The organism is Mannheimia glucosida (genome assembly GCF_046267875.1).
In the GTDB taxonomy this organism is placed as follows: Bacteria; Pseudomonadota; Gammaproteobacteria; order Enterobacterales; family Pasteurellaceae; genus Mannheimia; species Mannheimia glucosida.
In genome coordinates this window covers 2,155,078-2,169,178 of sequence record NZ_CP176502.1, presented here as the reverse complement: position 1 = coordinate 2,169,178, position 14,101 = coordinate 2,155,078, and the positions used below count along the sequence as shown (strand labels likewise).

The 14,101-nt window shown below is 38.8% G+C and carries 12 protein-coding genes; 10 read left to right on the top strand and 2 right to left on the bottom strand.

The annotated features are described in order from the left end of the window. Positions 1-3: 3 nt before the first annotated feature. Positions 4-1,299 (bottom strand): isochorismate synthase MenF, encoded by a 1,296-nt coding sequence (locus tag ACJ7Z2_RS10445; RefSeq protein WP_409500261.1) that lies wholly within the window; start codon positions 1,297-1,299, stop codon positions 4-6. Between the two features lie 187 nt (positions 1,300-1,486). Between ACJ7Z2_RS10445 and ACJ7Z2_RS10440 the strand changes: the two genes are divergently transcribed. From ACJ7Z2_RS10440 to priA, 3 genes are all read left to right on the top strand, one after another. After that, entirely contained in the window at positions 1,487-2,704 is a 1,218-nt protein-coding gene (locus ACJ7Z2_RS10440) for a pyridoxal phosphate-dependent aminotransferase (protein ID WP_409500260.1), read from the top strand. Between the two features lie 148 nt (positions 2,705-2,852). Next, a complete protein-coding gene (gene rarD, locus ACJ7Z2_RS10435) occupies positions 2,853-3,752 on the top strand; it encodes an EamA family transporter RarD (RefSeq protein ID WP_409500259.1) in 900 nt (299 codons plus the stop codon). A 75-nt stretch (positions 3,753-3,827) separates the two neighbouring features. Then, positions 3,828-6,026 (top strand): primosomal protein N', encoded by a 2,199-nt coding sequence (gene priA, locus ACJ7Z2_RS10430; RefSeq protein WP_409501143.1) that lies wholly within the window; start codon positions 3,828-3,830, stop codon positions 6,024-6,026. Positions 6,027-6,102: 76 nt separating this feature from the next. On the opposite strand, the gene ACJ7Z2_RS10425 is transcribed toward priA, so the two are convergent. Continuing rightward, positions 6,103-6,846 carry a YdcF family protein gene (locus ACJ7Z2_RS10425; protein ID WP_409500258.1) on the bottom strand — a complete coding sequence of 248 codons (744 nt, stop codon included), beginning with the start codon at positions 6,844-6,846 and terminating at the stop codon, positions 6,103-6,105. Between the two features lie 125 nt (positions 6,847-6,971). Here ACJ7Z2_RS10425 and ACJ7Z2_RS10420 point away from each other — a divergent pair, with 125 nt between their 5' ends. Genes ACJ7Z2_RS10420 through ACJ7Z2_RS10390 form a run of 7 tightly spaced genes read left to right on the top strand, consistent with a single transcriptional unit; the run spans position 6,972 to position 14,093 of the window. After that, the gene (locus ACJ7Z2_RS10420) at positions 6,972-7,616 is read left to right on the top strand and encodes an acetyltransferase (RefSeq protein WP_409500257.1); all 645 of its coding nucleotides are present in this window, start codon (positions 6,972-6,974) and stop codon (positions 7,614-7,616) included. Beyond that, positions 7,616-8,653 (top strand): N-acetylneuraminate synthase, encoded by a 1,038-nt coding sequence (gene neuB, locus ACJ7Z2_RS10415; protein WP_409500256.1) that lies wholly within the window; start codon positions 7,616-7,618, stop codon positions 8,651-8,653. The genes ACJ7Z2_RS10420 and neuB overlap by 1 nt, the downstream gene beginning before the upstream one ends. 59 nt (positions 8,654-8,712) lie before the next feature. Beyond that, positions 8,713-9,972: a cytidylyltransferase domain-containing protein gene (locus ACJ7Z2_RS10410; protein ID WP_409500255.1), complete on the top strand. Its 1,260-nt coding sequence runs from the start codon at positions 8,713-8,715 to the stop codon at positions 9,970-9,972. Then, positions 9,972-11,156, top strand: a complete 1,185-nt coding sequence (gene neuC / locus ACJ7Z2_RS10405; protein ID WP_409500254.1) for a UDP-N-acetylglucosamine 2-epimerase — start codon at positions 9,972-9,974, stop codon at positions 11,154-11,156. Before ACJ7Z2_RS10410 ends, neuC begins: the two co-directional genes overlap by 1 nt. A gap of 9 nt (positions 11,157-11,165) precedes the next feature. After that, on the top strand, positions 11,166-12,371 hold the full coding sequence (locus tag ACJ7Z2_RS10400) for a flippase (RefSeq protein WP_409500253.1): 1,206 nt from the start codon (positions 11,166-11,168) through the stop codon (positions 12,369-12,371). Continuing rightward, a complete protein-coding gene (locus ACJ7Z2_RS10395) occupies positions 12,368-13,306 on the top strand; it encodes a glycosyltransferase family 52 (RefSeq protein ID WP_409500252.1) in 939 nt (312 codons plus the stop codon). The genes ACJ7Z2_RS10400 and ACJ7Z2_RS10395 overlap by 4 nt, the downstream gene beginning before the upstream one ends. Before the next feature lies 1 nt (position 13,307). Beyond that, on the top strand, positions 13,308-14,093 hold the full coding sequence (locus tag ACJ7Z2_RS10390) for a glycosyltransferase family 25 protein (RefSeq protein ID WP_126301757.1): 786 nt from the start codon (positions 13,308-13,310) through the stop codon (positions 14,091-14,093). Positions 14,094-14,101: the final 8 nt, after the last annotated feature.

The following is a 14,101-nucleotide window of genomic DNA, read 5'->3' as shown; positions in this document are numbered from 1 at the left end:
CTTCTATAATGCTGTTAAATCAATATTCAGCAGTTTTGCCATTCCTTGAGCCTTACGGCGAATTTCTTGCCATTCTGAGTGTGGATCTGAGCCTGCTACAATGCCGGCTCCTGCATAAAGTGTGATTGAATTTTGTGAAATTAACGCAGAACGGAGTGTTACGCAAAATTCGGCTTCCTCGTTCCCCATTACGCCTAATGTACCGGCATACCAATGGCGGGTAAAAGGTTCATTCTCGGTGATAAAACCCTTTGCTTTTTGGCGAGGCAAGCCGGCAACTGCCGCAGTTGGGTGGATTTTGCTTAAGCAATCTGAATCTGAGGTGTCCAGTTTGAGCGTTGCTTGAATTTGGCGGCGTAGGTGTTGCACATTATGCAAACGCTTAATTTTTGCCTCGGATACTGCAAATTCGGTCACGCACACTTTGAGTTGGTTTTCAATGTCATCAACCACTAATTGATTTTCATAGATATTTTTGGGATCACTTAACAGCCATTGGGCATTGAGTTCGGTTTGCACTTCACTGGCGGTAACCGCAGCGGTTCCAGCAAGGGCTTCGGTAGAAAAGCGTAGCCCTTGGCGTTGATATAGCCGCTCAGGGGTTGAGCCAAGAAAGGCAACATCCGCACTTTCCGCCCATAAAAAGTGGTAACAGCCTAAATTTGTGTTTTGGCTTTGTGCCAGCAAGCTGTAAGCACAAATCGGTTGCTCAAACTGAAGTCGCATCGCATTTGCCAATACCACTTTTTGGAAATCTCCTTGCTCAATGGAGAGAATCGCTTTTTCTATATTGGCTTTCCATTGTTCAAAATGGCTGGTAGCACTCATTGAAACGAGTTGATTATCTGTTAGACCTAATTCAGCAATTTGAGTGAAATTTGCAAGAATTTGCTCAAAAATAACCGCTTGTTGTTCAAAATCATCGCTATCGAAGTAGAAGCAAGCGGTTAAATTTTGCTGATTTTTTACCAATGAAAATTGAGGCAAAATAAATTGCGTATTGCCTTCAAATTGTAGCCCGCCGATTAAAGGGAAATGATGTTGCTGAATAAAAGACTGTGCCGTTTCTAGCGTATGAAATTGGCGAAGTGTGCCAATGGTGGCAATGGTCTGATCTGTATCACGATATTGCAGAAAAAAGTGAGGGTAGCTTGTTTTTTGTGTTTTCAACCAACCGAGTAGCGGAATATTTTCCTCCAATAGCGGCATAGAGGCTTGAATGGCGACCAATCCTTGCTCTCTTCCCACTTTTGAGTAACTTTTTGTAAGTTCTTGTTTTAATTGATTAAAAATAAGCATTTGCAAAAAAATCAGAAAAAGAAACCGCTTGTTTTTAGCTGATTGAAAAAAAGGTCTCCATTTTAACGTATTTCCTCTTTTTTTTCCTCCCAAATTAGAGTAATGTTTACAAATTCATTCCGAATTACCGATTTTTTGAACAGCGGGATGAGACTACAATTAAATAATACATTATAGGAAGTTTACAATGGATCGTTTTCCCAAATCAGATAAGTTAGCTCAGGTTCGTTACGATATCCGTGGGCCAATTCATAAAGAGGCACTTCGCTTAGAAGAAGAAGGGCATAAAATTTTAAAATTGAATATCGGTAACCCAGCCCCTTTTGGCTTTGAAGCACCCGATGAAATTTTAGTGGATGTGATTCGTAATCTTCCAACCGCACAAGGCTATTGTGATTCAAAAGGTTTGTATTCTGCCCGTAAAGCGATTGTGCAATATTATCAATCAAAAGGTATGCGTGGTATGGATGTAAACGATGTTTACATCGGCAACGGCGTATCTGAACTGATTACAATGTCGATGCAGGCGTTATTAAATGATGGCGATGAAATTCTAATTCCGATGCCGGATTATCCGTTATGGACAGCGGCTTCTACCTTAGCCGGTGGCAAAGCAGTGCATTATTTGTGTGATGAGGAAAATGAGTGGTTCCCGGATCTTGAAGATATTAAATCGAAAATCACGCCTCGCACTAAAGGGATTTTGGTTATCAACCCGAATAACCCGACCGGAGCAGTCTATAGCCGTCAAATTTTGCTGGAAATTGCAGAACTTGCCCGTCAGCATAACTTAATTATTTTTGCTGACGAAATTTATGAAAAAATTATCTATGATGGTGCGGTACATCACCATATTGCTGCTCTTGCACCGGACGTATTAACCGTAACTTATAACGGTTTATCCAAGGCGTATCGTGTTGCCGGTTTCCGTCAGGGCTGGATGGTGCTGAGCGGTCCGAAACATCAAGCTAAAGGTTTTATTGAAGGATTGGATATGCTTGCCTCGATGCGTTTATGTGCCAATACGCCGATGCAACACGCCATTCAAACTGCATTAGGTGGTTATCAAAGTATCAATGAATTTGTGTTGCCGGGTGGTCGTTTGCTGGAACAAAGAAATAAAATGCACGAATTATTGGTACAAATTCCGGGTATTAGCTGTGTAAAAGCGAAAGGGGCGTTATATATGTTTCCGAAAATTGATACCGAAATGTATGGCATTAAAGATGACCAAAAATTCATCTACGATTTGTTGCAACAAGAAAAAGTGCTATTAGTGCAAGGCTCCGGTTTTAACTGGAAAAAACCGGATCACTTCCGTGTGGTGACCTTGCCTTATGCACACCAAATTGAAGCAGCAATCGGGCGATTGGCTAATTTCTTAAAAACTTATCGCCAAGATTAGGTAAACTCTCCGAATTTCTCCTAGCTAAAACAGAGAATGTTTGGCAATTAATCGCTTGTATATGGCACATAATGCCTGCAAGCGGTTATTTTTCTCTCAATTTTTACCAATTTAAGGGGCGTTAGTCGTCCCTATAAAATTTGTCTCTATGTTAAAAGGCATTCTATTATCTCTTTCCGCTTCAGTGCTTTTCGGCTGTATGTACTATTTGGCGATTTTTTTAAAACCACTTTCAGGCGTAAGTGTGTTTGGTATTCGTATGGTAGTCACGCTACCTTTTCTTTTTCTGGCGTTATTTTTACTCAAAAAACAGACTGAATTTATCGCTTTTTTAAAACGGTTGAAAAACGAGCCTTATTTGCTACTGGTGGTGTTAGTCACTTCGGCGATTGTCGGCGGGCAAATGTGGCTGTTTTTATGGGCGCCGAATAGTGGTAAAGCGATTGAAGTATCAATGGGCTATTTGCTGATGCCGATTGTGATGGTTGCCTTTGGAAAAATGGTTTATCAAGAACCACTTTCGTTAAATAAGTGGATTGCAATTGGATTTGCCTTTGTAGGTGTTGCCAGCAATATTGTGCTAACCGGCAAACTGTCGTTAGAAAGTCTGTTTGTTTGCACCGGTTATCCGATCTATTTTTATCTTCGGCGTAAATTTGGGCTAAGCCATTTACATAGTTTTGTGCTGGAAATTCTGTTTTTAATCCCGATTTCGCTCTATTTTATCGGGCAAACCGATATGGTTTATGTGGAAAACCAAAACTCGCAAATTTACTTTTTTATTGCCTTACTGGGGCTAATCAGTGGGGCGGCATTAATCAGTTACACGTTGGCAAGCACGATGTTACCCTTTAATTTGCTAGGATTACTTGGCTATGTTGAACCTTGTGTGATGTTGATGATTTCATTTTTAATCGGCGAAACCTTAGCCAAAGAATCCTATCTTTTAATGATTTGTTTATTGGTTGCGATTTTATTTTTAGTGCTAGATGGTATCATCATTTTGTATAAACAGCGTAAAAAACGCAGGCTTGTGGATAGAATTTGATTTGCAAATCATTGAGCATTTTTGACCGCTTGTATGCGGCATAAAAATAGGGTTAGAGAAGTGAGATTGATTCGTGTGGCACTGAATGTGCCGTTACATCGTTATTTTGATTATTTGCTACCGCCGGCATTCAATGTCTGCCAAGGTGGGCGGGTGGTTGTGCCTTTTGGTCGCCAGACCAAAATCGGCATTGTGGTCGATTTCCCGCAAACTAGCGATGTGCCAACCGAAAAACTCAAACCGATTAAAGCAGTGTTGGATTCTAGTCCGATTTTTGACTCAGAAATGTGGCAACTGCTCCACTGGGCGGCTCGTTATTACCACGCCCCGATTGGCGAAGTGCTAACCTGGGCTTTACCGGTAAAATTACGCAATGGAGATTCCACTGAGCGAGTTCAGCCGAATTATTTTGTGGTGACGGAGCAAGGGCGGAAGTCTCTGATTATTGGTGAAAATAAAAAAGCCAAAAAACAGGTTGAGCTTTTAAGCGAGCTTGCCGAATCTGCAAAATATTTTGAAAAACCGACCGCTTGTAGCCCATCTGCTTGGAAAGGCTTACTCGAAAAAGGCTATGTTGAAAAGATTGAACTGCCGTTTATGGCACAATCGTGGCAAGACTCGCTAGGTGAATTGTCGTTAGTTAATGTCGGCAATCGGCTGACCTTAAATAAACAACAAACCTTAGTGGTCAGCCGTTTAAACACACAAACTACTTTTGCGAGCTTTTTGCTCAATGGCGTAACAGGTTCAGGCAAAACCGAAGTGTATTTGCAGTTAATTGAAACAGTGCTTAAGCGAGGGCAACAAGTGCTTTTGCTTGTGCCTGAAATTGGGCTAACATCGCAAACGGTGCAACGCTTTAAGGCTCGCTTTAACGTTGAAATTGACGTGCTACACTCGAATATGAACGAAACCGAGCGGTTAAATGCGTGGCTGCGGGCGAAAAATGGCGAAAGTGCGATTGTAATCGGCACTCGCTCTGCTTTATTCACCCAGTTTCAGAAATTGGGCGTGATTATCTTAGATGAAGAACACGATAGCTCGTTTAAGCAACAAGACGGTTGGCGTTACCACGCACGGGATTTGGCGGTAGTTAGGGCGAAAAATGCGAATATTCCGATTGTGCTAGGCTCGGCAACACCAAGTTTTGAAAGTTTGCACAATGTGCAAAACGGTAAATTTATCGAACTGACGCTAACTACTCGAGCAGGCAATGCACAACTGGCAAATCAACAGATTATTGATTTAAAAACGCAGCGGGTAACTGCCGGTTTGTCGGAACGTTTGCTTTCAATGATGAAAACGCAGTTAGAGCAAGGCAATCAAGTGATGCTGTTTTTAAATCGCCGTGGCTTTGCTCCGGTATTACTTTGCCACGAATGCGGTTGGGTTTGTGAGTGTGAGGCGTGCAATAAGCCTTTTACTTACCACCAAAAGCAAAAAGTGTTGCGTTGCCATCATTGTGCCACTCAAAGGGTAATTCCCCGCCAATGCGGACATTGTGGTTCAACCCATTTAATAACTACCGGTGTCGGCACAGAACAGCTTGAGCAAGTGCTAAATCAGCAATTCCCTCATTACCAAGTGACTCGTATAGACAGAGATTCTACCGCTCGCAAAGGTGCATTGGAAAACTATTTGACCGCTATTCGAGAGGGCAAAAGCCAAATTTTGATTGGTACACAAATGTTGGCAAAAGGGCATCATTTCCCGAATGTGACGTTGGTGGCGATTGTTAATGTGGATTCAGCGTTATTTTCAACTGATTTTCGTGCGGAAGAAAAATTGGCACAGCTTTACATACAAGTGGCAGGTAGAGCAGGGAGGACGGAGAAGAAAGGTGAAGTGGTGCTACAAACCCATTACCCTGAGCACCCACTGCTTAAAACCTTGCTGGAACAAGGCTACCTAGCTTTTGTTGATGAGGCGTTAAAAATGAGGAAACTAATGGGTTTGCCACCATTTTCCTCTCAAGTCTTGTTCAAAGCGACCGGCAAAGATCATCAACAAACTTTACAGCTGCTTGAGCAATTAGCAGATTATTTTAGCCAAAAAATCCAGCAACAAAACGGGCAAGGCTTCCAGATCCCTCCACCATTTTCAGCCCCAATGGCGAAGAAAGCAGGACATTACCGCTGGTTATTGCTGATTCAACACCCTCTCCGAGGAGCATTACAACAGCTACTCGATGCCTTTGATCAAGAAAGGGAAAGTTTAAACATTCCGAATAATATCAGGCTGAATATCGACATTGACCCACAAGAGATTAGTTAGACAAGCGGTTGATTTTGGCTGATTTTTTGCAAAAAGAAGGCAGGTGAAAACCTGCCTTGCTGCTATTTATCTTCGGTTATTTCTCTTTCCAATAACCAATCCACTCTTTTAATGCCAGCATATTGCTATTCATTGCACCGGCTTGCGGAATAAAGTGCATAAAGTTGAGTTTGTAATGATCGGGCGTATCGCCAGAACCGACACTTGCAGGCATCACCTCAAACCCTTGTTGGCTAAACAGCATTTCAGCCCGTTTCATATGCCATTGGTTGGTGACAAGAATGATTTTATGAATATTCTCTTTTTCTAAAATTTCACGGCTGAAAATCGCATTTTCTTTGGTGGTTTTTGCCTTATTTTCCAGCCATTTGGTCTCAATATTGAAGAACATTTTAAATTCGTCTGCCATAATCTTTGCCTCAGAAGTCCCATTTGGGCTGCTGCCGGTGACTAAAATCGGCAAGCCGGTTTCTTTATGCAAGTAAGCGGCATAACGCATTCTTTCAAGAGGAATACCGGTAATTGCCAGTTTTCCGAATAACTCTTGGCTGTCTCGTAGCCCGCCGCCTAGCACCACAATCGCTTGAGCATTTTTATATTTCTCTATGGTAAATGGCTCTGCTTCGACTAATGAATCCCCTAATTTCTGTGAAGTATAGGGAATGCTGAAGATATATAAAATCAGAATACCTAACAAGGCAAAGAAGTAAGCAGCGTATTTATAGCCTAAAGAAAAGAGGATTAATGCTAACAACCACAACAAAATAATATTAAATGGTGGTAAGATCATAGCGGTAATCAGTTTAACGAATTCAAACATAAATAATGCCTATTAAGTAGAAAATATGGTTCATTTTCCTAAATTATAGGAGGGTTGTCTATTTTTCTCGGTTGAAAAGTATTAAAATGCTCCATTTGAATCAAAATGCGTTAAGGGCAATGGCTATGAAACAGCAATCTACAAGAGAAAAATTGATTTTGATTGGAGCCGGTGGTTATGCAAAGTCAGTTTTAGATTCACTTGATCACGAGCAGTATGAATTTTGTGGATTTATTGATAATTTTAAACCTGAAGGTAGTTCTCATCTAGGATACCCTGTATTGGCATCAACAGTACAAAATTTTGCTAATCGTGAACAGTATAGCTATTTTATTAGCATTGGGGATAATGCACACAGGCTAGAGAAGTTTTTTAAATTACAGCAGTTTGGTTGTAAGATAATTAATGTGGTGGATAAAACAGCGTTGGTGTCTAAAAATTCCACTCTAGGCATTGGAGTGTTTGTCGGAAAAATGGTAATTGTAAACAGTGGCGTCACCGTAGGCGATAATGTGATCATCAACACTAAATCACTGGTTGAGCATGGTTGTTTTATCGGCAATCATTGCAATATTTCAACCAATACGACACTAAATGGCGATGTGATTGTCGAAGATTATGCTTTTGTGGGCAGTTCATCTGTGATCAACGGTCAATTAAGAATCGGTGAAGCTGCATTGGTTGGCTCCGGTGCAGTGGTAATTAGAAATGTGGAGCCTCGCACTGTAGTGGCGGGCGTTCCAGCGAAATATATTAAGGATATAAAATAATGGCAAATGTATTTATTGTGGCAGAAATCGGTTGTAATCATAATGGCGACCCTGCTTTAGCAAAGAAAATGGTTGATGTAGCGAAAGCCTGTGGCGTTGATGCGGTGAAATTCCAAACATTCAAAGCAGATAAGCTGATTTCTAAGTATGCCCCGAAAGCGGAATATCAAAAAGTAACAACCGGCACGGCAGATTCTCAATTAGAAATGACTCGTAAATTAGAGTTACCTTATGATGAGTTTGTGAAATTAGAGGCTTATGCTCGTTCACTGGGGTTAGAGGTATTCTCTACACCATTCGATTTCGAGTCGATCGATTTCTTGGCAAGCCAGCAACAAAAAGTGTGGAAAATTCCATCAGGCGAATTAACCAATTTGCCGTATTTAGAAAAAATTGCGCGACTTCCGATTGAGGGAAAAACGATTGTTATTTCTACCGGTATGGCAACGATTGAAGAAACTAAAGCCTCATTAAAAGTGTTGGAAGATAACGGTATGGCGAAAAAAGATATTACGATTTTACATTGTAATACTGAATACCCGACACCTTATGAAGATGTGAATTTAAATGCGTTCCATCAGCTAAAACAGGAGTTTGGAGACTATAGTTTAGGTTTTTCTGACCACTCTGCCGGTTATTTTGCAGGGTTGGCGGCAGTACCTTATGGCATTACTTTCATCGAAAAACATTTTACCTTAGATAAAAACTTTGAAGGTCCGGATCATAAAGCGTCGGTTACACCTGAAGAGTTAAAATTACTGTGCGAAGGTATTCGAGCGGTGGAAAAATCGCTGGGTTCTTCCGAGAAATTAGTTACCAATTCGGAAGCAAAAAATAAAATTGTGGCAAGAAAATCGATTATTGCTGCACGCCCAATTAAAAAAGGCGAAATTTTTACGACCGAAAATATTACGACTAAACGCCCAGGTAATGGCATTAGCCCAATGTTTTGGTATGATGTGCTAGGCAAAGAAGCACAACACGATTTTGAAGAAGATCAATTAATCCAAGATTCTCGTTTTCAAAATCAGATGTAATATAATATAGTGATGGGGCGAAAGTCTCATCATTTTGTGTTTAACAAGCGGTCAAATTTATGAAAAAAATTGCAATTATTACAGCCCGAGCCGGTTCAAAAGGCTTGCCGAATAAAAATGTATTATTAGCCAATGGTAAGCCGTTAATGGCGTACTCTATTGAAGCAGCGATTGAGTCGGGGCAATTTGAAAAGATTATTGTCAGTACCGATTCTCAAGAATATATTGATTTGCTTTCACACTATCCGATTGAATTTATCAAACGTGCCGAGCATTTAGCTAGTGATAAAGCCAGTTCTTTTGTAGTAATTGAAGATGTGTTAAATCAATATAAATCGGTAGATTTTGACTATTTTGTGCTACTTCAGCCGACTTCTCCGTTAAGAACCGCACAGCACATTAAAGAGTCTTGCGAGAAGTTTGAGAAAAATTTTGAGCAATTTGATTTCTTAGTCTCTGTTTCTGATGCTCATAAACCAACCACATTAACCCGTGTGATTGAAGAAGATGAGAGCTTAAAACATTTCCAGTTGGATTATTCTAACTATGCTCGCCAGTTATTCCGTCCGGAGTATTCACCAAACGGTGCAATTTTTTCGGCAAAACCGACAGCTTATTTAGCGCAAAAACATTTCTATGGAGCGAAATGTTTGGCATATTTTATGGACAAAGATGTCTCCATTGATATTGATGACCGCCAAGATTTTGAGTATTTCTACTTTATCCTACAACAACGAAATAAAGAAAAAGTATTACTTGAAACTATTAAACGTTCAATTTTAATGAAAAAAGAGAACTTTAGAGAAGTGAAAGAGATTGCCTTAATCGGACATTCCATCATTGAATATTGGGATATTGAACATTTAAATGGTAAAGCAGTCAATAACTTGGGAATTGCAGGGATTTCAACCAAACAATATAGTGAGTTGATTTTAGATCAAGGATTAATTTCTACCTTGCCAAAAGATGTTGTCTTGATGCTCGGTACTAATGATATCGTATATAATGGCTGGAGCGATGAGCAGATACTGGCAGATATTACGCATTTAATCGAGCAGTTAAAAGCAATTCGTGATGATATTAACCTCTATTTCTTGGAAATTACCCCAACCGCATTTAGAATTGATCGCAATAACAACGATATTCGCTTGTTAAATCAATATCTTAAAGATAATTTAGCGGTGAAATGGATTAGCTTAGATCAGGCATTTAGTGATAAATACGGCAAATTGGATTTAAGCTACAGCGATGACGGATTACATTTAAATGCAAAAGGTTATGAGAAATTAACTGCTATTTTGGAAAAAGAACTCAACTAATGAAAAATATTGCCTATATTACCGGATCTCGTGCTGAATACGGGATTGTCAAACGTTTATTACAGAAATTAGATCAGGATCCAAACATCAATTTTTCGTTGGTCGTGACAGCGATGCATTTGGATCCGCAATATGGCAATACGGTGACTGTTATTGAGCAAGATGGCTTTGAGATTGCAGCTCGTATTCCATTGACGTTAAATAGCGAAAATAACCAAGCGGTTATTCATTCAATGGCAGAGTGTTTAGACCAATTTGGCGAACATTTCCAGCAACATCGTTATGATGCGGTGATTGTGCTAGGGGATCGTTACGAGATGTTGGCGGTCGCAACAGCTGCGGCGATGCATAATATTCCGTTGATTCACCTACACGGTGGCGAGCAAACATTGGGCAATTACGATGAATTTATTCGCCATTGCATTACCAAAATGTCTAAATTGCATTTAACTTCAACTGAAGAATATAGACAGCGTGTGATTCAAATGGGAGAGTTGCCGGAAAATGTGGTAAATACCGGTTCGTTGGGGGCAGAAAATAGCTTGGATTTAGTGCTGCCGACTCAAGCAGAATTAGTCGAGAGATTAGACATTCCGACATCGCCTTATTTTTTAGTGGTGTTTCACCCGGAAACCTTAACCGATGTTTCCGTGTTGGATCAGATTGATGCATTGCTCAATGCCTTTGAGCAGTTTAAAGACAAATATCAATTCGTTTTTATCGGCTCAAATTCAGACACCAATTCAGAGCAAATTTATGCCCGCTTTAAGGATTACACCGATGAAAATCAATTTAAGTTTTTCACCTCAGTAAAACCGGAAGAGTATTTAGCGTTGATTAAATATTCAAACGGATTGATTGGTAACAGTTCATCTGGCTTGATCGAAGCACCAAGTTGCGGCGTTGGTACGCTAAATATCGGTAATCGCCAGCAAGGTCGAGTACGGGGGGAGAGTGTGATTGATGTGGAGAGTAATGAACAAGCTATCATAGATGGTATCGGAAAATTGATTTCAGCCGATTTCCAAAACCGTTTACCGAGTATGAAAAATCCATATTTTCAAGACAACGCGATGGAAAAGGCTTACAATGCAATCAAAATATTCTTAGCAGATAGTTACCATACTCAACCGAAAGGATTTTATGATGTGGCTTTCTCGCAAGCGGTCAAAAAATCAAAATAATTTGCAACTATGAAAGCAGTTAAAGACAGCGTGATTTATTTAATTGGGGAATTGGCTTCAAAGTCAATTCCTTTCTTACTCTTACCCTACTTTTCCCGCAAACTTGGCGTGGCAGGCTATGGGGAGCTTTCTTATTACCAAACCTTCGCCGCTTTATTTGTGATTTTTATCGGGCTTAGCCAAGATGGGGCTGTTGCTCGCTATTTCTATTTTTATGGTAGGCGTTCACTAAATTTAGTTTTGAGTACCGGGTATTTATATACTCTTTGTGCAACTTTGCTTATTCTGTTGGGTTGCTGGTATTTCCAGTCTGAAATTATTGCTTATGTAGCGATTGGGGCGATGTTTCAATCGTTTCTGAATGTACAGCTTAGTGTAAGGCAGTGCCAAAAACAGGCGGTTGCTTATACAACGATTCAATTAATGTCGGCGATTTTTTCGGCAGTAATTACCGTTGCAATGATGGAATATTTTAAGACCGATTTAGTAGAAAAGCGGATTTTAGCGATTTTGATAAGCAATGGCTTAGTCTTTTTAATCGCTTACTTTTTGTATGCTAAAAGAGCAAAAACGAAGAAATTTAGCCTTGCCCGCCATAAAACCGCTTTATTGTATTTATTAGGTTTTGGTATTCCGTTGATTTTGCACCATTCCAGTATTTTTCTAAAAGGGCAGTTAGACAGAGTATTTATTTACCATAAATTTAGCGAAGATGATTTAGGCTTATATGCAATGGGGGCTCAAATTGCAATGATTTTAGCCATTGTTGTTCAAGCCTTAAATAAAGCAACACTGCCTTATTTTTATGAAGCCTTAAAGCAGAAAAAAATTAATGTACGCCATATCCACAAATGGGCGTTTTATGCTTTATTTATAGTGCCACTGCCGGCTATTGTGATGTGGTTTATTCCTGAAGAATTAGTGGTATGGCTTCTAGGTAGCCAATTTGTAGGTACAAAATACTACATTATTCTCTTTTTAATTGCGACAATGTTGGTTGTTCCTTATCTCATTTTAGTGAATTATTTATTTTTTTATGGCAAAAATAAGCTGATTTCGCTTTGCTCGATTTTATCTACTATTTTTTATTTAGCTGCATTATTTGCTTTAACTTTTACTAAAATTGAATATATTCCTTTTGCCAGTATTATTGGTGCAATCAGCATTATTCCGATTCTCTACATAATGACGGCAAAAGTAGGAAAAACCGTATGAATTTAATTATTTGTTGCACGCCCTTGCAAGTATTGATTGCTGAAAAAATCATTGGAATGCACCCTAATGAGCAATTCTATGGGGTGATGCTTTCGACGGTAAAAAACGCCAAATTTGATTTTTACCAAGCTAGGTTAGCTCAAAAATGCGAACAATTCTTTGCGATGCAACAGCATAGCGAGCGTATTCAATTATTAAAAGAAATTATTTATTTGAAACGCACTTTTGGCGGTAAGCAGTTTAATAAAGTGTTTTTGGCAAATATTAATGAGTTAGAAATTCAATTCCTATTAAGTGCAATTTCCTTTCAAGAACTCAATACCTTTGATGATGGCACAGCTAATATTGTACAAAACAGTATTTTCTATCAAGCTGAAAATATTGGGTTAAATCGAAAATTGATTAATCTTGTTTTAGGTAATAAATATAGCCTGGAAAAGCTAAAACAACGCTCTAAAATCCATTATACGATTTACAAAGATTTCCCGAATATTATTGAAAATACGGTTTATATTGATCTTATTAAGAATGTTGAACCAGCGGATACAGTACCATTAAACGATAAAGTTACCCATATTTTATTAGGGCAGCCTATTTTTGAACGAGATGATGAAAAAAATATAGCATTAGCGGAAAAAGTCATTCAACGATTTGGTATTGAGTTATATTTGCCTCACCCAAGAGAAACGTATCAATTAGAAAATGTAGAATATATTAATACTAATCTAATTTTTGAAGATTATATTTTTCAAGAGTTTAGCCATAAAAAATGTAGAGTTTATACTTATTTTAGTAGTGCAGTGATTAATATTTTAAATAAAAGTAAGCATATTGAAGTAGTGGCATTGAGAGTGAATGTAGATAATCCGGCTTATCTGCAAAGTTATGAATTGCTTGAAAAATTAGGCGTTCAGATTATTGATATTAGAGAATAAAATGAAGAAATATTTAATTTCATTAGAAAAAGATGTAAAAAGACGAGAGTTGTTTTTTAGTCAGCCCAATACGGAAGATTTTGAGGTGTTCAGTGCCATTAATACAATGAGTAATGATTGGGAGGCATTAAATAACCGTTTTGATTTGGCTCTATTTGAACAGCGATATGGGCGTAAAACCACTAAGGGCGAAGTAGGTTGTACTTTAAGCCATTTAGCCGTTTACCAAAAAATTGCCGAAGATAGCACTATTGCGGACGATGATTACTGCCTAGTGTGTGAAGATGATGCCTTATTTGCCGATGATTTCCAAAAACATCTTGATGCTTTATTAGCACAAAATTTAAAAGCCGATATTATTTTAGTTGGGCAGTCGAAAATTCCAACTTTTAACGATAGCGAATTAGAGCTTAATTACCCATCAACCTTTGGCTTTTTGCAAAAAAATATTCCGAATAGCCAATATAAATATGCTTATTCTTACCTGAATTATTTTGCTGGTACGGTTGCATATTTAATTAAAAAATCGACCTCTTTTCAGTTTTTAGCACAATGTGCCGGAAAAAATCCATACTGGCTTGCCGATGATTTTATTTTATTTGAAAAGAATTTCAAATTTGATGTGTTAATTGTCCGCCCGTTAATGGCGATAGAAAATCCTGTTCTAATTAGTAATTTGGAAGATTTGCGTGGTTCATTAAGTAATAACTTATTTAAAAAAGCCGTAAAATATCCACTTAAAAAATTACTGGCAATTAAACGTAATTTTACTCAGCTAAATTCATAATAGGTCTG

Bases quoted from the DNA above. Each gene is read 5' to 3' on its own strand.
- ACJ7Z2_RS10445 (WP_409500261.1), bottom strand. From the start codon at position 1,299: ATGCTTATTTTTAATCAATTAAAACAAGAACTTACAAAAAGTTACTCA.
- ACJ7Z2_RS10440 (WP_409500260.1), top strand. From the start codon at position 1,487: ATGGATCGTTTTCCCAAATCAGATAAGTTAGCTCAGGTTCGTTACGAT.
- rarD (WP_409500259.1), top strand. From the start codon at position 2,853: ATGTTAAAAGGCATTCTATTATCTCTTTCCGCTTCAGTGCTTTTCGGC.
- ACJ7Z2_RS10425 (WP_409500258.1), bottom strand. From the start codon at position 6,846: ATGTTTGAATTCGTTAAACTGATTACCGCTATGATCTTACCACCATTT.
- ACJ7Z2_RS10420 (WP_409500257.1), top strand. From the start codon at position 6,972: ATGAAACAGCAATCTACAAGAGAAAAATTGATTTTGATTGGAGCCGGT.
- neuB (WP_409500256.1), top strand. From the start codon at position 7,616: ATGGCAAATGTATTTATTGTGGCAGAAATCGGTTGTAATCATAATGGC.
- ACJ7Z2_RS10410 (WP_409500255.1), top strand. From the start codon at position 8,713: ATGAAAAAAATTGCAATTATTACAGCCCGAGCCGGTTCAAAAGGCTTG.
- neuC (WP_409500254.1), top strand. From the start codon at position 9,972: ATGAAAAATATTGCCTATATTACCGGATCTCGTGCTGAATACGGGATT.
- ACJ7Z2_RS10400 (WP_409500253.1), top strand. From the start codon at position 11,166: ATGAAAGCAGTTAAAGACAGCGTGATTTATTTAATTGGGGAATTGGCT.
- ACJ7Z2_RS10395 (WP_409500252.1), top strand. From the start codon at position 12,368: ATGAATTTAATTATTTGTTGCACGCCCTTGCAAGTATTGATTGCTGAA.
- ACJ7Z2_RS10390 (WP_126301757.1), top strand. From the start codon at position 13,308: ATGAAGAAATATTTAATTTCATTAGAAAAAGATGTAAAAAGACGAGAG.